The organism is Stappia sp., from assembly GCF_040110915.1.
Taxonomy (GTDB): Bacteria; Pseudomonadota; Alphaproteobacteria; order Rhizobiales; family Stappiaceae; genus Stappia.
Genome location: NZ_CP157793.1, coordinates 1,452,310 through 1,470,624, shown reverse-complemented (window position 1 = coordinate 1,470,624; position 18,315 = coordinate 1,452,310). Strand labels below are relative to the sequence as shown.

Annotated in this window: 13 protein-coding genes and 1 tRNA gene; 4 read left to right on the top strand and 10 right to left on the bottom strand. The window is 67.5% G+C overall.

Annotated elements, in window-relative coordinates:
• Nucleotides 1-7 precede the first annotated feature (7 nt).
• Nucleotides 8-340 (top strand): metalloregulator ArsR/SmtB family transcription factor, encoded by a 333-nt coding sequence (locus ABL312_RS06370; protein WP_349361355.1) that lies wholly within the window; start codon nucleotides 8-10, stop codon nucleotides 338-340.
• A gap of 131 nt (nucleotides 341-471) precedes the next feature.
• Nucleotides 472-1,563, top strand: coding sequence for a YeeE/YedE family protein (locus ABL312_RS06365; protein WP_349360539.1), 1,092 nt, complete (start codon nucleotides 472-474; stop codon nucleotides 1,561-1,563).
• Nucleotides 1,564-1,686: 123 nt separating this feature from the next.
• On the opposite strand, the gene ABL312_RS06360 is transcribed toward ABL312_RS06365, so the two are convergent.
• From ABL312_RS06360 to ABL312_RS06345, 4 genes are all read right to left on the bottom strand, one after another.
• Entirely contained in the window at nucleotides 1,687-2,124 is a 438-nt protein-coding gene (locus ABL312_RS06360; RefSeq protein WP_349360538.1) for a universal stress protein, read from the bottom strand.
• Nucleotides 2,121-4,958, bottom strand: coding sequence for a TRAP transporter permease (locus ABL312_RS06355; RefSeq protein WP_349360537.1), 2,838 nt, complete (start codon nucleotides 4,956-4,958; stop codon nucleotides 2,121-2,123). Before ABL312_RS06355 ends, ABL312_RS06360 begins: the two co-directional genes overlap by 4 nt.
• A 209-nt stretch (nucleotides 4,959-5,167) precedes the next feature.
• Nucleotides 5,168-6,130, bottom strand: a complete 963-nt coding sequence (locus tag ABL312_RS06350) for a TAXI family TRAP transporter solute-binding subunit (protein WP_349361354.1) — start codon at nucleotides 6,128-6,130, stop codon at nucleotides 5,168-5,170.
• Between the two features lie 533 nt (nucleotides 6,131-6,663).
• The gene (locus tag ABL312_RS06345) at nucleotides 6,664-6,963 is read right to left on the bottom strand and encodes a hypothetical protein (protein WP_349360536.1); all 300 of its coding nucleotides are present in this window, start codon (nucleotides 6,961-6,963) and stop codon (nucleotides 6,664-6,666) included.
• A gap of 317 nt (nucleotides 6,964-7,280) precedes the next feature.
• Between ABL312_RS06345 and ABL312_RS06340 the strand changes: the two genes are divergently transcribed.
• Nucleotides 7,281-7,356: transfer RNA gene (locus ABL312_RS06340), tRNA-Lys, on the top strand.
• Between the two features lie 353 nt (nucleotides 7,357-7,709).
• Here the strand turns inward: ABL312_RS06340 and ABL312_RS06335 are convergent.
• From ABL312_RS06335 to tpiA, 6 genes are all read right to left on the bottom strand, one after another.
• Nucleotides 7,710-10,892: a multidrug efflux RND transporter permease subunit gene (locus ABL312_RS06335; protein WP_349360535.1), complete on the bottom strand. Its 3,183-nt coding sequence runs from the start codon at nucleotides 10,890-10,892 to the stop codon at nucleotides 7,710-7,712.
• A gap of 4 nt (nucleotides 10,893-10,896) precedes the next feature.
• Nucleotides 10,897-12,051, bottom strand: a complete 1,155-nt coding sequence (locus tag ABL312_RS06330) for an efflux RND transporter periplasmic adaptor subunit (RefSeq protein ID WP_349360534.1) — start codon at nucleotides 12,049-12,051, stop codon at nucleotides 10,897-10,899.
• A gap of 141 nt (nucleotides 12,052-12,192) precedes the next feature.
• Nucleotides 12,193-13,059 carry a VOC family protein gene (locus tag ABL312_RS06325; RefSeq protein ID WP_349360533.1) on the bottom strand — a complete coding sequence of 289 codons (867 nt, stop codon included), beginning with the start codon at nucleotides 13,057-13,059 and terminating at the stop codon, nucleotides 12,193-12,195.
• A 90-nt stretch (nucleotides 13,060-13,149) separates the two neighbouring features.
• Nucleotides 13,150-14,778: a CTP synthase gene (locus tag ABL312_RS06320; protein WP_349360532.1), complete on the bottom strand. Its 1,629-nt coding sequence runs from the start codon at nucleotides 14,776-14,778 to the stop codon at nucleotides 13,150-13,152.
• 132 nt (nucleotides 14,779-14,910) lie between these two features.
• A complete protein-coding gene (gene secG / locus ABL312_RS06315) occupies nucleotides 14,911-15,276 on the bottom strand; it encodes a preprotein translocase subunit SecG (RefSeq protein WP_374730181.1) in 366 nt (121 codons plus the stop codon).
• Nucleotides 15,277-15,371: 95 nt separating this feature from the next.
• Nucleotides 15,372-16,127: a triose-phosphate isomerase gene (gene tpiA, locus ABL312_RS06310; protein ID WP_349360531.1), complete on the bottom strand. Its 756-nt coding sequence runs from the start codon at nucleotides 16,125-16,127 to the stop codon at nucleotides 15,372-15,374.
• 253 nt (nucleotides 16,128-16,380) lie between these two features.
• Here tpiA and ABL312_RS06305 point away from each other — a divergent pair, with 253 nt between their 5' ends.
• Complete coding sequence (locus tag ABL312_RS06305; protein WP_349360530.1) at nucleotides 16,381-18,270, top strand: SurA N-terminal domain-containing protein; 1,890 nt, start codon at nucleotides 16,381-16,383, stop codon at nucleotides 18,268-18,270.
• Nucleotides 18,271-18,315 lie beyond the last annotated feature (45 nt).

The following is an 18,315-nucleotide window of genomic DNA, read 5'->3' as shown; positions in this document are numbered from 1 at the left end:
AACGGTCGTGCCCCTGCCGCGCGTACAGGATCTCGAATGCTCGTCCGATCTGGAGAAGATCATCGACCGGGCCAAGACCGCGAGCGACTTCCTCAAGGCGATCGCCCATGAAAGCCGCCTGCTCATTCTTTGCATTCTCGCCGAGGGCGAGAAATCCGTGACCGAGCTCGAGGCGCTGCTCTCGCTGCGCCAGCCGACCGTGTCGCAGCAGCTCGCGCGGCTGCGCATGGACAAGCTCGTCACCACCCGCCGCGAAGGCAAGACCGTGTATTACCGCTTGGCAAACGACGACGCGCGTCGGATTATCGAGCAGGTATACGACGTGTTCTGCCGCGACTGACCGGCGCGCCTTTCAGAAACGGACCGTAGAGTCTCGCGGGCGCACCCCGGCGCGGGCCTGTCTGAGGACGGCCCGACCTGACATCGAATGGCGGCGGAACCCGGACGGCTTGCGTGAGGGAGGCGCGGCCCATGGATCTGAGCACCGCGCAACTCGTCGCGCTGGCCGGCTTTGCCGGCGGCGTCGTCCTCGGCCTCGCCGCCCGCGTCGGGCGTTTCTGCACGCTCGGCGCGCTGGAGGATGCCTTCCTCGGCCACGATACGCGCCGGCTCCGAAGCTGGGCGCTTGCGATCGCGACAGCGATGGTTCTGTCGCAGGCCATGGCGGCGGCCGGCTGGATCGATTTCCGCCATTCCATCTATCTGGCGAGCGGCTTTCCCTGGGTCGGCGCGGTGCTGGGCGGCCTCGCCTTCGGCATCGGCATGGCGCTGGTCGGCACCTGCGGCTATGGCACCCTCGCGCGCATCGGCGGCGGCGACCTGCGCGCCGTGGTCACCTTTCTCGTCATGGGCGTATCGGCCTATATGGCGATGAACGGCATCACCGGCGTTTTGCGTCACGCGCTCATCGACCCGTGGATCGTCTCCTTCGAGGCCAGCGGCGGCATGGCCTTCGACGCCCTGTTCGACGCGGCGACCGGGCTCGACACGGGCCATGCCATCGGCTTCACAGTCGCCGCCGCGCTCGCGGTCTGGGCCTTGCGCGACGCGGCCTTCCGCGCCGAACCGCGCCTCGTGGTCAGCGGTCTCGCGGTCGGGGCGGCGGTGGCCTTCGGCTGGGCCGCGACCGGTCTTGTCGGCAGCGACCCGTTTTCGCCGCAGCGGCTGGAATCCTTTACCTTCGCCCGTCCCCTCGGCGACACGCTGATCTATCTGATGACCTACAGCGGCGCGACGATCACCTTCGGCGTCGGCTCGGTCCTCGGCGTCGTCGCCGGCGCCCTTGCCGGCGCGCTGTTCAAACGGGAGTTCCGCTGGGAAGCCTGCGACGACGTGCGCGAGCTGCGCCGGCACATCGTCGGCGCCTTCCTGATGGGGACCGGCGGCGTGCTCGCCTTCGGCTGCACCATCGGCCAGGGCATCACCGCCGCCTCGACGCTGTCCGTCTCCGCCCCCGTCGTGATGCTCTCCATTGCGCTCGGCAGCCGGATCGGCATGGCCTGGCTCGTGGAAGGCACGCTGCGCGGCCTGTTCGAGCGCTACGCGCTGTCGCGCGAGGGCTGAGGCCGCCCGCGCGCCATGTCCCGCGAGGGCAATGCGCGGGGCCTGCTGCGCGGAGGCATGGGCGCTCCGATCACGCACCGCTGCTCACGCGCGCCCGTATCGTCGACGGCGGAGCAAAAGGCGTCAGCGACGACGAACCACGAGCACCGACATGTCGGCGTGCCGCACGACGCGCGCGGCGTTGGGGCCAAGAAGATAATCCTTCAGCTCCGGACGATGCGACCCGATCACGATCAGGTCGGCGGAGACATTCTCCGCCGAGGCCAAGATCTCCTCATAGATGTTGCCGTGCCCGATCACGGCCTGATGCAGCACGCCCTCGGGCACATTGGCATCGATGAAGGCATGCAGCTCGGCGCGTGTCTTCTCCAGCGCCTCCGATTCGAAATCTCGCGGAAAGAACGAGCCGACGATGCTGCGGCCGAAGTCCGGTACGGCGGTGAAGACATGCAGCGTGCTGTCCGGCGAGGCGATCTCCAGGGCGGAGGCCAGAACCTCCTTCGCCGAGGCCGGATCGCCGAGGTCGACGCAGGCCAGGATATGCTTGAACAGGACGCTCATGCCGTCGTCTCCCCGGTGTCAAGGCGGGTGGCCGACGCGGTCGCGCTGGCGCGCCGCCGTCGCTGGAGAAGATAGATCCCCGCCAGCAGCGCCAGCGCGGGGATGTAGAACAGCTCGCGCGGCGGCTGGTTCGCCGGCACCTCGAGACGGGTGACCGTCTGGTCGAAGTCGAAGCCGGCGGCCTGCGCGGGCGAATCGAAGGTCGCCATGTCGACCACCAGCTTGCCGTCCATCTCGATGGTTTCCAGACCGAAGGCCGCCAGCCGGTCGGCGCCGGTCGCCTCGTCGCCGACCGTGATCATCATCGTGAGCGTGATCGGATCGCCCACCGCGTCGAACCCGTCGACCGTGGCGCGCAGTTCCGTTCCCGGCGCGACCTCGCCGACGACCTGCTCGATCGCCAGCGGGTCGACCTGGCTGTAGGGCGGCACCGCCATGTCCATCCAGAAGCCGGGACGGAACAGCGTGAAGGCGATGAGAATGAGCGCCGCCGATTCCCACAGCCGCGAGCGGGCGATGAAGAAGCCTTGCGCGCCCGCCGTGAACACAAGGATCGCTGCGGTCGCCACGATGAACACCATGACGCCCTCCAGGAAGGTCACGTCGATCAGCAGCAGATCCGTGTTGAAGATGAACAGGAACGGCAGCAGCGCGGTGCGCAGCGAATAGAAGAAGGCCACGAAGCCGGTGCGGATCGGATCGCCGCCGGAGACGGCGGCCGCCGCGAAGGAGGCAAGGCCGACCGGCGGGGTCACATCGGCCATGATGCCGAAATAGAAGACGAAGAGATGCACGGCGATGAGCGGCACGATCAGGCCGTTTTGCTGACCCAGGGCCACGATCACCGGCGCGAGCAGCGACGACACCACGATGTAATTGGCGGTCGTCGGAAGCCCCATCCCGAGGATCAGGCTGAGGATCGCGGTGAACAGCAGGATCAGCAGGATCTGGCCCTGGCTCAGGAACTCGACCAGCGCCGCGAGCACGGAGCCGACGCCGGTCTGCGACACGGCGCCGACGATGATGCCGGCGGCCGCCGTCGCGATGCCGATGCCGATCATGTTGCGGGCGCCGGCGATCAGGCCGTCGATCAGTTCCGACCACCCTTGCGCGACCGTGCCGGTCAGCGCCTCGCCGCGAAAGGCGGCGAACAGCGGGCGCTGGGTGAGCAGGATGAAGATCATCAGCGTCGTCGCCCAGAAGGCGGAGAGCGACGGCGACAGCCGCTCGACCATCAGACACCAGATCAGCACGAAAACGGGCAGCAGGAAATGCAGCCCCGATTTCACCGTCGGCCCCGGATCGGGCAGTTGCACGACCGGCTCGTTGGGATCGTCCATCTCCAGATCGGGATAGGCGGCGCAGAAGCGCAGAAGCGCGACATAGACGACGCCGATGAGCGCGGCGACGACCCAGATCGTGGCGTCGCCGGCCAGCGACTGCAGCACGTCCATCAGGAAGAACAGACCGAAGGCGACGATCACCGACATGCCGATCACCAGCGCGCCGGTCGACAGCACGCGTCCGCGCGTGCCCTCGTCGGTGCGCGCGCGCACCGCCAGCACGAAGGCGATCACGAGGCCGAGCACCAGGAGAACCGCCAGAACGCGCATTTCCGACGTCCCGAGCGCCTGGAACGCCAGGAAGAGATAGTAGATCCCGCTGGCGGCGGCGAGCATCACCGCCATGGTGATGCCGAAGGACAGGAGCGCCCATTTGAAGGGCTTGGGCTCGCCGGCGCGCGGCAGGCCGGACATGCCCTGCTTCAGCGCTTCCAGATGCACGATGTAGACGAGCGCGATGTAGGAGATGACGGCCGGCAGGAAAGCGTGCTTGACGACCTCGAAGTAGGAAATGCCGATGTATTCGACCATCAGAAAGGCGGCCGCGCCCATCACCGGCGGCATGATCTGCCCGTTGACCGAGGACGCCACCTCGACGGCGCCGGCCTTCTCCCGGGCAAAGCCCACCCGGCGCATCATCGGGATCGTGAAGGTGCCGGTGGTGACCACGTTGGCGATGGAGGAGCCGGAGATCAGCCCGGTCATGCCGGAGGCGACGACGGCCGCCTTGGCGGGGCCGCCGCTGAAGTGGCCCATCAGCGAAAAGGCGACCTTGATGAAGTAGTTGCCGGCACCCGCCTTGTCGAGCAGCGCGCCGAACAGCACGAAGAGGAACACAAGGTCGGTCGACACGCCGAGCGCGATGCCGAACACGCCCTCGCTCGACAGCCACTGGTGATAGGCGACCGCGTTGAAGCTCGCGCCCTTCCACGCCAGCATGCCGGGCGCATAGGGGCCGAGGAAGGTGTAGCCGAGGAAGACCATCGCGACGATCATCAGCGGCGGTCCGAGGGAGCGGCGCGTGGCCTCGAGCAGGAAGAGGATACCGAACACGGCGACGAAGACATCCAGCCCGTTCGGATTGTTCGGCCGGTCGGACAGACGCGAGCCGGTGAGCGTGTCGATCAGCTCGGTGTCGAACACGAAGAGATAGAGCGCACAGGCCGTGGCGCCGAGCGCGAGCAGCCAGTCGTAGGCGGGCACGTGGCGGCGCGGCGAGGATCGGAAGGCCGGGAACACGAGGTAGGCCAGGAACATCGCGAAGGCGAGATGGATCGGCCGCGCCTCGCTGCTCGGGAACACGCCCCAGCTGAGGATGTAGGGCAAGGGCGAGGCGATCCAGATCTGGAACAGCGACCAGGCGAGCGCGACCCCGGCGATCAGCAGCGCGACATTGCGGTTCGTCGGATTGCGCCCGCCGGTGTCGACGGAGGACACCAGATCCTCCAGTTCATCGGAGCTGTAGGCCCGATCGCGGTTCTGTTCGGTCATTGCGCATCCCCCCGCGCGCCAGACATCCCGGGCCGGGCCGACGCATGCGCTGTCGGCGGGCAAGGAAACGTCCGTGGATGATCACTGTCCGGAATCCGGCGCTCGAAAGAGCCTGGACGCACCGCGCGCAACTGATCTCGCGCGCGAAGACCCGCCGGTCGGAACGAAAAAGCGGCGCGCGAACCTTGTCCGCGCGCCGCGATGACGGCTTACATCCAGCCGCGTTCCTTGTAGTAGCGCACGGCGCCTTCATGCAGCGGAGCGGAGAGATTGTTGGTGATCATCTGCTCCTCCTTCAGGTTGGCGAAGGCGGGGTGCATCTTCTTGAAGCGGTCGAAATTCTCGAACACCGCCTTGGTAACCTCATAGATCACGTCCGCCGAGGTGTTGGCGGAGCTGACGAAGGTCGCGCCGACGCCGAAGGTCGTCGTGTCGTCCGGCGTCCCGGTGTACATGCCGCCCGGAATGGTCGCCATCGAGTAGAAGTCGTTGTCGGCCGCGAGCTGACGGATGACGTCGTTGTCGACGTCGATCAGCTTGGATTCGCAGGCCGTCGTGGCTTCCTTGATGGTGCCGGCCGGATGGCCGACCGTGAAGACGATGGCGTCGATCTTGTTGTCGCACAGCGCCGCGGCCTGCTCGGCCGACTTGAGCTCGGCGGCGAGCGCGAAGTCGTCGGTCGTCCAGCCCATCTTCTCCATCACGACCTCGAAGGTCGCGCGCGCGCCCGAGCCCGGGTTGCCGAGGTTGACGCGCTTGCCCTTCAGATCGTCGAAGGTCTCGATGCCGGAATCGGCCCGCGCAACGACGGTGAACGGCTCCGGATGCACGGAGAACACCGCGCGCAGCTCTTCGAACTTGCCATCGGGGAACTGGTCCGGCGCGGTGCCGTTGTAGGCGTGATACTGCCAGTCGGACTGCGCAACGCCCATGTCGAGATCGCCGGCGCGGATGCCGTTGATGTTGGACACGGAGCCGCCGGTCGTATGCGTGCACTTGATCTCGTGGTCGGCGGAGCCGCGATTCACGAGCCGGCAGATCGCGCCGCCGACCTGATAGTACACACCGGTCTGACCGCCGGTGCCGATGGTGATGAAGGTCTCCGCCTGAGCCGTGCCGGCGAAAGCGACGCCACCGGCCAGCGCGAGCCCGAGAACCTTGGATTTCAACATGTTCACTGCAATGCCTCCCATTCTTATGGCAGCAGATTGTTGGCAACGGGCGCCTCTCGCCGCCCCCGCCATGGCGGGGGCATGCGCGACGCACGTCCGAAACGTCGGATCGCTGGATATCGAACACGGGAAGCGGACGACACAAACGCCCTGTCCATGTGTCCGGTTTCCGGATGCAACCTCGGTCGTTTCGTATCGTGTGGCGGACGACAGATTGCCGCCCCGATCACCCTGAGGCAACCTGACCGAAGGTTAGACCGGAAAGACCCGCATTTCCAAGCACTTTCGAACGAGCGCGCCGTCGATTGCCGGGGATAGCGGCCCTGCCGCGCGGGTTTCGGACAACCTGTCGCAGAGAGCGTCCGCCTCACCGCGGGGCACAGTTCGACGCGCGGGAGAACACAGGGTGTCATCGAGTGGAAACCGCGAGGAGTGGAAACCGCGAGCGCGCCGGCATCGGCCCGGCATCACGCCGGCAGGCCGGCTGGACCGAACGGGTCGCCGCCATGTCGGTCCGCTGACGCCCGCGCGCTTCAATCGCCGGTGCGGCCGCCGGAGATCACCTCGAGGAAGTGGCGCCGCAACTGGCTTTCGTCGTGCCCTTCGCGCAGCCCCTGCCGCCACTGGTCGATCACAAGCCGCAGCGCGAGCGTTTCCCGGGTGTGCGGAAGATTGGACAGATAGTCGGTGAAAAAGTCGTCGAGCGCGTTGCGGTCCAGCGCATTCTGCGCGATCAGACCGTGGATGAGCGCCATTGTGGCCGCGATATGCCCCTTGAGGAACTCAAAGCCCGCCTCGCCCGCGATGGTGTCGTTCGTCGACGTATCCGACATTCTTCATTCCATTCGTGAGCAGGCCATCCATTCTTCAGGCACCCGACCGGTCTGCGACGGCGCCCGCGACAACGGGCATGGCCTCACAGGCGGTCCGGAGCTTCCCCTCAGCGCGGGCCCTCAAGTGTTAACACTTTTCAGGACCCGCGATGACCCTGACACCCTATAGCAGCATCGAGTCGTCCACAAAGCGTTAATGTCAGACTCCGGGCGTTGCGCACGCAAGCCAGGGCGATCCGCGCCGGGGAAAACCGATCCGGCGTGGGAAATCCCCTGTTGCGACGCGATAGCGGAGACGTTAGACAGACGTCGTGAGTGAGCCGATAGCTCAGTTGGTAGAGCAACTGACTTTTAATCAGTAGGTCCAGGGTTCGAGCCCCTGTCGGCTCACCATCTTCCCAAATCTCCCCAAAATAGATGTCTGCGTCCAGACGCAGTGTTCAGGCGCACTGTCCAGATGACGCTCGGTGCGGCAACGCCGATCGGGCGGTCCCGCCGCTGTGAGCATCGGGCGGGCATGCGATCCGGCCGGGCACGGCGCGCGGTTTCCCTGCAGCAGCTTATCCGGTGACGCCGCCCGGAGCCGGGGGCGCCGATCCCGTGTGCCATTCACCACAGCCCCGGCGACAACGCATCGTTGCTCAGGGTTCTGCCGGTCGGGGGCCTGCCGGTCGGGGGCCCGAGAAACGGGGGCCTGCCCGATCGGCAGCGATGCGCGGCGCGGAGGGACCGCACCGCGCTCGCGATCAGGAGGCCGCCGGCGCCGCGTCCGCGGCGTGCGTGTTGTCGGGCGTCGGCTCCCGTTCGACGTCCGCGCCCTTGTACTCTCCCTTGATCCGCTCGCGCAGGATCTGCATGAAGACGTAGAGCACCGGGATCAACGTCACGCCGAAGACGGTCGCGAAGGCCATCCCGCCGAAGACCGCGAAGCCGATGGCCTGCTGGCTCGCGGCGCCCGCCCCGCTTGCGGTCAGCAGCGGCACGACGCCAAGCAGGAACGACAGCGCCGTCATCATCACCGCCCGGAAGCGCAGATGCGCCGCTTCGCGTCCGGCCGCGATGATCGAGCGCCCGCGCGCGCGTTCCTCCATGGCGAATTCCACGATCAGGATCGCGTTCTTCGCCCCGAGACCGACCAGCATGATCATGCCGATCTGCGTGTAGAGATTGACGTCGCGCCCGGTGACCAGCACCGCGACGAAGGCCCCGAGCAGGGCAACCGTGACCGACATCAGGATCGCCACCGGCATCGACCAGCTTTCATACTGGGCGACGAGGAAGAGGTAGGCGAACAGGATCGCCAGCAACAGGATGAAGATGACGATCGCACCGGCCCCCTGCTGCTGCAGCGCCGTCCCCGTCCACTCGTACGTGTAGCCGGACGGCAGCGCTTCCTGCGCCGCGCGCTCCAGATCCTGCATCACCGCGCCCGTGGACGCGCCGACCTTGGGCTCGGCGTTCACCGAAGCCGCGCGGAACATGTTGTAGCGATTGAGGATCTGGGGCCCGAGGGTGTTCTCCACCTGTATCAGCGTGCGCAGCGGCACCATCTCCCCGGTGGTGGAGCGCACATAAAGCCGCGCAATGTCCTCGGGCCGGTCGCGGAACGCCCCCTCGGCCTGGATCATGACCTTGTAGACGCGGCTGAAGAGGTTGAAGTCGTTGATGTAATAGGACCCGAGATAGGCCTGGAGCGTGAGAAACACGTCGCTGACGTTGACGCCGAGCAGCTTGGCCTTGCTCCGGTCGAGATCGACGAAGAGCTGGGGCACATTCGCGCGGAACGTCGAATAGGCCTGGGCGATGGAGGGCGCCTGATTGGCGGAATAGACGAGGGAGCCGACGCCGGCGGCGAGATCCTGCGGCGTTCCGCCGCCCGTTTGCTGGACCTTCATTTCCACGCCGCCCGTCGTGCCGAGGCCGGGAATCGGCGGCGCGTTGAAGGCGATGATGTTGGCGCCGGGAATGGTCGCGAATTCCGCCCACATCTTGCGCAGGATCGCATTCACGCCGAGGTCCGGTGCCTGGCGGTCGTCCCAGGGATCGAGCTTGACGATGACCATCGCGGTGTTCGGCGCCAGTCCCGAGTTGAGGATCGAGAAGCCGTTCACCGTGATCACGTGGCGAATGCCGTCGATCTCCTCCAGCGGACGTTCCATGGCGTCGGTGATCGCGCTGGTGCGTGGCAGGGCGGCGCCGTCCGGCAACTGGATGTCGACCATCAGATAGCCCTGATCCTCCAGCGGCAGGAAGCCTTGCGGCAGCCGACCGCCGAGCAGGACGATCAGGGCGATGGCGCCCGCAACCGCGGCAAGCCCGAGGAACGAGCGCGGCAGGAGCCGCGACACGATCCCGACATAGCCATTGCGCACCTTGTCGATCATCTTGTCGAAGACGGCGAAGATCCCTTTCGACGGTCCGTTGCGGGGCTTCAGAACGAGACCGCAGAGCGCCGGCGAGAGCGTCAGGGCGTTGATCGACGAGATCACCACGGCAACCGAAATCGTCGTGGCGAACTGCGAATAGAGCTGCCCCGTGATCCCGGGCATGAACATGGTCGGCACGAAGACGGCCAGCAGCACCAGCGTCGTCGCGATCACCGGCGTGGTGATCTGGCCCATGGCCTTGGCCGTCGCCTCCTTGGGCGGCAGCCCCTCCTCCACCATGATGCGCTCGACGTTTTCCACCACGACGATGGCGTCATCGACCACGATGCCGATGGCCAGCACCAGCGCGAACAGCGAGATCGTGTTGAGCGACATGCCCGCGAGCAGCAGCACCGCGAAGGTGCCGATCAGCGACACCGGGATCGCGATGGTCGGAATCACCGTCGCGCGCCAGTTGCCGAGGAACACGAAGACCACCGCCACCACGAGCGTGAAGGTGAGGATCAGGGTCGAGATGACGTCCTGCAGCGACTGTTCCACGAACTCCGTCGTGTTGAAGGGAACGTCATAGGCGATCCCTTCCGGAAAGGCCCGGCTCAGTTCCTCCAGCCGGGAAAGCACGCCTTCAGAGACGGCGAGCGCATTGGCGCCCGGCGCCTGATAGACGGCGAGAACGGTGGCCGGCTGCCCGTTGAAGCGCCCGTTCGCGGCATAGATCTGCGAGCCGAGCTCGACGCGCGCGACGTCGCCGACGCGCACCAGCGCGCCGTTGTCGCCGGTGCGCAGGATGATGCGCTCGAACTCGTCGGGCTGCGTCAGGCGCCCCTGCGCCTTCACCGTGTACTGGAACTGCTGGCCGTCGGGCACCGGCGGAGCGCCGATCTGGCCGGCCGCGACCTGGACGTTCTGGTCGCGGATCGCCGTGATGAAGTCGGTCGGCGTCATGCCGAGGCTCGCCATGCGATCCGGATCGAGCCAGATGCGCATGCCATAGGCGAAATCGGTCAGCACCTCGGCCTTGCCGACACCGGGCACGCGGGCGAGCGCGTCCTTGATGTTGATCGAGGCGTAGTTCGACAGGAACAGTTCGTCGAAGGTGTTGTCCGGCGAGAAGAGCGTCACCACCAGCAGCATGTTGGTGCTGGCCTTCTGCACGGTGACGCCGTTCTTGGTCACCTCCTCGGGCAGCTGGCTGGTGGCCTGGCTGACGCGGTTCTGCACGTTGACCGTGGCGATGTCCGGGTCCGTGCCGACGTCGAAGGTCACATTGAGCGAGTAGCTGCCGTTGTCGGTGCTGTTCGACGACATGTAGATCATGTTGTCGACGCCGTTGACCTGCGCCTCGATCGGGGCGGCGACGGTCTCTTCCAGCACCTGCGCGTTGGCGCCCGTGTAGGTCGCCGAGACGTTGACGACCGGCGGCGTGATGTTGGGAAACTGTTCGACGGGCAGCGCGGCGTAGCCGAGAATGCCGGCGATGGTGATGACGAGCGAAATCACCAGCGCGAACTTCGGCCGGTAGATGAAGATCCGGGAGAACATCGGCCTACTCCGCCGATCCGCCGGCGAGCACCGCGTTCACGGGAACGCCCGGCCTGACCTTCTGAAGTCCCTCGGTGATGACCCTTTCGCCCTCCTGCAGGCCGTCGCGCACGACGTAGCCGGCGTCGACGATCTCGCCGAGCTCGACATAGCGCTGCTCGACCATCTCCTCGTTGCCGATCGCCAGAACGAAGGGGCCGCGCTGGTCGCGCTGGATCGCCGCCTGCGGAATCACCACCTCGCTGGCGCTCTCGCCGGCCTCGATCAGCACGGTGACGAAGGTGCCCGCCACCAGCCGGCCGTCCTCATTGGCGAAGCGGCCGCGCACGGCGATCGTCCCGGTCTGCGGATTGACGTTGTTGTCGATGAAGACGATCTCGCCGTCCTCGTCGTAGCGCTGGCCGTTGGGCAGCAGGAGATGGATGTCCGGCTTCTGATCGGAAGCCCGCACCTCGGCCAGCGGTTCGTTGTTGCCGCCGCGCACCGTATCCAGGTAGTCGCGCTCGCTGATCGAGAAACTGACGTAGACCGGCGCCATGCGCACCAGCCGCGCGATCGGGCCCGCCTCGGGGCCGACCACGTCGCCGACGCTGAAATTCGTTTTTCCAAGCTGGCCGGCGAAGGGCGCGTGGATCTCGGTGTAGCTGAGATTGAGCTCGGCCTGGGTAATCGCCGCCTCGGCCGCGGACACGACCGCATCGGCCTGCTCCTTCGCGGCCAGCGTCGCCTCGTATTTGGCCTTGGAAACGTGGCCCTTCTCGAACAGGTCGCGGTCGCGCTCCAGATCGGCCGCCTTCAGCGCGGCCTCCGCCGCCGCCTTCGCGGCATCGGCCTTGGCGGAGGCGAGCGTGGCCTCATAGGGTGCGCGCTCGATGCGGAAGAGCAGCTGCCCCTCCTTCGCCCGGGCGCCGTCCTCGATCGCCTTGCTCTCCAGGAACCCCGAGACGCGGGCGATCAGATTGACGTCGTCCACCGCCTCGATCTGCCCGACGAACTCGGCCGACTGGCGCACTTCCTGGCGCACCGCGGCGGCGACCGTCACGGACGGCGGCGGCGCGGCGGACTGCGTCGTTTCCTCGGAGGGGTTGCAGCCGGCTAGTGCCAGCGTGGCCAGCACGGCCAGCCCGGAGATCCCCGCGACCGGGAAACGGTGCACCATCGAACGATCCTTCCAGATTTCAGTCTTTCGCCGGGGTTTTCACCCGACAGTCGTTTCACGAACCCGCCGACGTGTCGTGACGCGCCGGATGTCGCGGCAAATGCCCTTCGGACGGTGGCAACGAAACGTTACACAGCGATGTCAGGGAAAAACAAGCGACAATCCATGTCCGCCGCGCGCCGGCACGACCAGCCCCTCGCGCGTCGACAGGCTTTCGATCCCGCTTCGCGCGCAAGCAGACGCGACCGCGTCGCGCGCGCCCGCGCCGAACACCAGCGCCTGGACCCGGGCCTTGCCGTCGCCGAGTGGCTGTGGCTCCTCGCCGAAGAGAGACCGGTAGATCGCGCGCGGCATCAGCCGCACATCGCCGCGCGGCGTCGAGATGGTGATGCCGAGGCTCGTCGCGCGCATCTCGCGCACGCCCGTGAAGGCGGAGTAGAAGATGTGATGATCCGCCGGATCCTCGCAGACGATCACCACGGCGGCGAGATCGCGGACGCCGTTGGCGTGGGCCTGATACTCCGGCGACCAGAAATTTTCCGGGTAGCGGTTGAAGCAGGTGAAGAAGCCGAGCGCGGGGTCGTCGGGGTCGCGGGTGAAGGTCAGATCGAAGCCGACCTTGCGCACCGACCCGTCCGCGCGGCGCTGCTCGCGCTCGAAGGAAAAGGGCTCGAAGACCGCGAGCCCCGCCCGCGCGAAGGCCGCGCGGTCCGCAGCCGGATCCCGGCTTTCCGTCACAAGCATCGACGCGCCTTCTCCGCGCGCGAGAAAGTCGCGATTGTGCGCGCCGAAGGAAAAGACCGTGTCCGAAGGCGCGGGGATATCCGCGTCGGCCCCCACCGTCAGCACCTCGATGAAGAAGCCGTTGAGCTGAACCAGCCGGTTCTCGGTTCCCCAGGGATGCCGGGCCCGGGGCGTGACGGTGAAGCCCAAGCGCTCCAGATGGGCCGCCGCCGCGTCGAGATCGCGCACCGCCCAAACCACATGATCCAGTCCGCGTGCGTGCATCCGATCCCCCTGCCCGCCTGTCCCTGCCACGTTTTCCTTCACGCCGCCTTTGCCGGCGGCCCGAGGCCGGCGCGGCCCTGCGGCTCGAGCCTAGACCAGCCGGCTCTGTTCGACCGCCGCCGCGATGAAGGAGGCGAACAGCGGATGCGGCTCGAAGGGACGCGACTTGAGCTCCGGATGATATTGCACCCCGATGTACCAGGGGTGGTCGGAGATCTCGACGGTTTCCGGCAATTGCCCGTCGGGCGAGGTTCCGGCGAAGCGCAGACCGGCCGCCTCGAGACGGTCCCGATAGGCGATGTTCACCTCGTAGCGGTGGCGGTGGCGCTCGGCGATCTCCTCGCTGCCGTAGATCTCGGCGATGCGCGAGCCGGGCGCGAGCCGGGCCGGATAGGCGCCGAGGCGCATGGTGCCGCCCAGTTCGCCGTCGGCGCGCCGCACCTCCAGCGCGTTGCCGCGCGCCCATTCCGTCATCAGACCGACCACCGGCTCAGGCGTTTCGCCGAATTCGGTCGAATTCGCGTCCGCGATGCCCGCCAGATTGCGGGCCGCCTCGATCACCGCCATCTGCATGCCGAAGCAGATGCCGAAATACGGCACCTTGTGCGTGCGCGCGAAACGTGCGGCCGCGATCTTGCCCTCCGCGCCGCGCTCGCCGAAGCCGCCCGGCACCAGGATGCCATGCACGCTCTCGAGCCAGGGCGAGGGATCTTCCTTCTCGAAGATCTCCGATTCGATCCACTCGATGTTGACGCGCACATGGTTCGCCAGCCCGCCATGCACCAGCGCCTCGATCAGCGACTTGTAGGCATCCTTCAGGACCGTGTACTTGCCGATGATGGCGATGGTCACCTCGCCCTCCGGCGTCGCGACCCGCTCCGAGATGTCGCTCCAGCGCGTCAGGTCCAGCGGGGGCGCCCCTGTCAGGCCGAACGCGGCGAGAACCTGATCGTCGAGCCCTTCCTCGTGGTAGGCGATCGGCACGTCATAGATGGAGGCAACGTCATAAGCGGGAATCACCGCCTCTTCCCGCACGTTGCAGAACAGCGACAGCTTGCGCCGCTCGCCGTCCGGGATCTTGCGGTCGCAGCGCACCATCAGGATGTCGGGCTGGATGCCGATGGAGCGCAGTTCCTTCACCGAGTGCTGGGTCGGCTTGGTCTTGAGCTCGCCCGCCGAGGCGATGAACGGCATCAGCGTAAGATGGATGTAGATCGCCTGGCCGCGCGGCAACTCGTTGCCGAGCTGGCGGATCGCCTCGAAGAACGGCAGCGCCTCGATGTCGCCCACCGTGCCGCCGATCTCGCACAGCACGAAGTCATAGTCCTCGTTGCCGTCGAGCACGAAGGCCTTGATGGCGTCGGTGACATGGGGAATCACCTGGACCGTGCCGCCGAGATAGTCGCCGCGGCGTTCCTTGGCGATGATGTCCTGGTAGATCCGGCCGGTGGTGATGTTGTCCATCCGGTTGGCCGGACGGCCGGTGAAGCGTTCGTAATGCCCGAGATCGAGATCGGTCTCCGCGCCGTCGTCGGTGACGAAGCACTCGCCGTGCTGATACGGGCTCATCGTGCCCGGATCGACGTTGAGGTAGGGGTCGAGCTTGCGGAGCCGGACCCGGTAGCCTCGGGCCTGCAGGAGAGCGCCGAGCGCCGCCGAGGCAAGCCCCTTGCCGAGGGAGGACACCACGCCGCCGGTGATGAAGATGTATCGCGCCATGGATCGATACCATATCGCCACGGGCGTCAATTCGAACGCCCGGGTTAGGTTAACACACAAGAAAATGCCCCGCGAAGGGATCGCGGGGCATGGCTGGAAGAGCGTTTCCCGGCCGCCGCTGCCTGACCGCCGCTACTGGGCGGAGGGCACCTGCGGTCCACTCGGGGCCGGTTCGGGCCGGAGCTGGTCGAGAATGCCGTTGCCCTCGCCGGAGGTCTCGCCGCCGGCGGGCGCCGTCGGCGTGCCCGGCACGGCATCGAGAATCGACGCCGGACGCTCGCCGGTCTTGGCGACGATCGCCAGCGACAGCGACGTCGCGAAGAAGATGACGGCAAGGGCCGCGGTCGCGCGGGTCAGGATGTTGGCGCTGCCCCGCGTCGAGATCCCGCCGCCGCCGCCGCCGATGCCGAGCGCACCGCCCTCGGAACGCTGGAGCAGAACGACGAGGACGAGCGCGAGCACGACCATCAGGTGAATGACGATGAGTACGGTTTCCATCGAGACCCTGGAGTTCGGAACCTTGAGATTGCGCGCCTTCTACACCAACGGCGGCCGGGTTTCCACCCCGGATCGCACGCCGGGGCGGGTCCGGCTCAGCGCGCGGCGGCTGCGATGGCGAGGAAGTCGTCGGCCTTGAGGCTCGCACCGCCCACCAGCGCCCCGTCGACATTGTCCACGCCGAGAAGCTCCGCCGCATTCGCCGGCTTGACCGACCCGCCATACAGAAGACGGATGCGCGCGCCCCCGCGCCCGAAGCGCTCGGTCAGCGCGGCGCGCATGGCGGCATGCACTTCCGCGACATCGTCCACCGTCGGCGTCAGCCCCGTCCCGATCGCCCACACGGGCTCATAGGCGACGACCAGCGTCTCGGCCGTGGCGCCCTCCGGCACGGATCCGGCCAACTGACGGCCGACGACGGCCAGCGCCTCGCCGGCCTTGCGCTCGGCTTCCGTCTCGCCGACGCAGACGATGGCGACAAGCCCCGCCCGCCACGCGGCCTCGGCCTTGGCACGCACTGTTTCGTCGCTCTCGCCGTGGTCCGCGCGGCGCTCCGAATGGCCGACGATGACGAGCGTTGCGCCGGCATCGGCCAGCATTTCCGCAGACACGTCGCCGGTGTGCGCGCCGCTCGCCGCCGCATGGCAATCCTGCCCGCCGAGGCGCACGGGGCTTCCCGAAAGCCGCGCCGCCGCCGGCGCCAGCAGCGTGGCCGGCGGACACAGCGCCAGATCCGCGACGTCCGCGAGCTTGTCCGCGCCGGCCGCAATCGCCGCGGCTTCCTCCAGCGCGGCCGTCAGGCCGTTCATCTTCCAGTTGCCCGCGATCAGCGGCCTTGGGTCCCGTGCCATCCTGTCAAACGTCCTCTGTGCAGGGCGTTTCGACCGACGCCGCGCCGAGCGATCCGGCGTGTCGAAACCAATGTCGCGCCGGTGCTAGCAGAAATTCGCCGGCAATCAAGTCGACACGCCATCCGAGACCCCTTGCCCGCCTTGCTCACGGCCCGTGCCGTCTCTATGATCCGCCCGCTCCGGATGGCCCGGCCCGCACCCTGCGGTCGGGGCGTGTCCGCTTTCGACCGACTGCGAACCAACGGAACCCGCAATGCTCGATACTCTGCGCGCCGGCGCAAAGTCCTGGATTTCCAAAGTCCTGATCGCCCTCCTCGTGCTCAGTTTCGCGCTCTGGGGCATTTCCGGAGACCTGCTCAACGTCGGCGGCGACCAGGTGGCGACCGTTGGCGAGCAGAAGGTCACCATCGCAGCCTTCGACACCGCCTACCGCCGCGAGCTCGACCGCGTGGGCCGCACCATCGGCCGTCCGCTGTCGACCTCGGAGGGCGCGGCACTCGGACTTCCGCAGCAGGTGCTCGGCCGTCTGGTTGCCGAAGCCGCGCTGAACGAAACCGCGCAGGACATGAACCTCGGGCTGTCGGACGAGGAACTCGTGCGCCAGATCCAGTCCTCGCCGATCTTCCAGGCGCCCGGCGGCGGGTTCGACCGCGCCCTGCTGGCCCGCGTGCTCCAGGCCAACGGCCTGACCGAGGATGCCTTCATCGCCGAGCAGCGCCTGCTTCAGGAACGCCTGCAGATCGCCGAGGCCATCGGCGGCGGTGTCGCCACGCCGCAGCCGATGCTGGAGGCCTTCAACCAGCACGCCAAAGAAGCCCGCACGCTGGACTATGTCGTGCTCGACGCCGCGCGCGCCGGTGAGATCCCCGCGCCGGACGCCGACACGCTCACCGCCTATTTCGAGGAAAACCAGGCGAGCTTCCGCGCGCCCGAATACCGGCGCGTCGCCCTGCTCAAGGTGACCCCGGAGACCGTCGCGCGCCCCGACGAGGTGAGCGCGGAAGAGATCCAGCGCGAGTACGACGCCTCGGGCGAGCGCTTCGGCGAGCCGGAGAGCCGCCGGGCCCTGCAAATGACGCTGACGTCGGAGGAGGATGAGGCGGCGGTGCGTCAGGCGCTCGCGGAAGGCCAGTCCTTCGAGGACATTCTGGCCGCCCGCGACCTGACGGTGGCCGATGTCGATCTCGGCTTCCTGACGCGCGAGGATTTCATCGACCCGGCCATCGGCGACACCGTCTATGCGCTTGAGGAAGGCGCGGTTTCGGAGATCGTCGAGGGCCGGTTCTCGCCGGTTCTGATCAAGGTCGAGGAGGTGCGCCCGGCGCGCAAGACGCCGCTCGACGAAGTCGCCGACGACCTGCGCACGGAGATCGCGGAGCGCCTCGCCGAACGCGAGGTTCTGGACCTCTTCGACGAGATCGAGGACGCACGCGCCGCCGGCGCGACGGTTCCCGAGGTCGCCGGACGCTTCAACCTGCCGCTCGAGACGCCCCCGGCCTTCGACATGGGCGGACGCGGCACGGATGGCGACCCGGTCGATCTGCCGGAGGTCGACGACCTGATCTCCGACGTGTTCGAAAGCGATGTGGGCATCGAGGCGGATCCGCTCCAGCTCGGCCGCAGCGGTTTCGTGTGGTTCGAGGTGGCCGAGGTCATTCCGGCGCGCGACCGCACGCTGGACGAGGTCCGCGAGGACGTGATCGCCGCCTGGACGCAGGACCGGCGCGACGCCCGGCTGAGCGAACTGGCCGAGGAAACACTGCAGGCACTCGAAAGCGGCACCGCGCTCGCCGATCTCGCCGAGGAGAACGGCCTCACGGTCGAGACGCAGACCGGCGTTCTGCGCTCCACGCAGAGCGACACCCTGCCGGCCGAGGCGGTCGCAGGCGCCTTCTCCGGCCCGGTCGGCACCACGGGGAGTGCCGCGCGCGCCGACGGGGCCCGCATCGTCTACCGCGTGACCGACGCCACCGCGCCGGCCTTCTTCGCCGAGGACGCGGAGGTCGCGGCGCTTGGCGAGCGGTTGTCCGGCGCGCTGGAGAACTCGATCATCGGCCAATATGTGGCCGAACGCGAGACGGCGCTCGGCGTGAGCGTCAATCAGGCGAACATCAGCCGGGTGCTCGGTCTCAACGGCCGCTAACCGGCGCGCCATCCGAGACCGGACTTTGAGACCGCGTCCCCCGAG

Bases quoted from the DNA above. Each gene is read 5' to 3' on its own strand.
- ABL312_RS06360 (WP_349360538.1), bottom strand. From the start codon at position 2,124: ATGAGCGTCCTGTTCAAGCATATCCTGGCCTGCGTCGACCTCGGCGAT.
- ABL312_RS06330 (WP_349360534.1), bottom strand. From the start codon at position 12,051: ATGGTGCACCGTTTCCCGGTCGCGGGGATCTCCGGGCTGGCCGTGCTG.
- ABL312_RS06325 (WP_349360533.1), bottom strand. From the start codon at position 13,059: ATGCACGCACGCGGACTGGATCATGTGGTTTGGGCGGTGCGCGATCTC.
- ABL312_RS06320 (WP_349360532.1), bottom strand. From the start codon at position 14,778: ATGGCGCGATACATCTTCATCACCGGCGGCGTGGTGTCCTCCCTCGGC.
- ABL312_RS06355 (WP_349360537.1), bottom strand. From the start codon at position 4,958: ATGACCGAACAGAACCGCGATCGGGCCTACAGCTCCGATGAACTGGAG.
- ABL312_RS06350 (WP_349361354.1), bottom strand. From the start codon at position 6,130: ATGTTGAAATCCAAGGTTCTCGGGCTCGCGCTGGCCGGTGGCGTCGCT.
- tpiA (WP_349360531.1), bottom strand. From the start codon at position 16,127: ATGGCACGGGACCCAAGGCCGCTGATCGCGGGCAACTGGAAGATGAAC.
- ABL312_RS06335 (WP_349360535.1), bottom strand. From the start codon at position 10,892: ATGTTCTCCCGGATCTTCATCTACCGGCCGAAGTTCGCGCTGGTGATT.
- ABL312_RS06305 (WP_349360530.1), top strand. From the start codon at position 16,381: ATGCTCGATACTCTGCGCGCCGGCGCAAAGTCCTGGATTTCCAAAGTC.
- ABL312_RS06365 (WP_349360539.1), top strand. From the start codon at position 472: ATGGATCTGAGCACCGCGCAACTCGTCGCGCTGGCCGGCTTTGCCGGC.
- ABL312_RS06345 (WP_349360536.1), bottom strand. From the start codon at position 6,963: ATGTCGGATACGTCGACGAACGACACCATCGCGGGCGAGGCGGGCTTT.
- secG (WP_374730181.1), bottom strand. From the start codon at position 15,276: ATGGAAACCGTACTCATCGTCATTCACCTGATGGTCGTGCTCGCGCTC.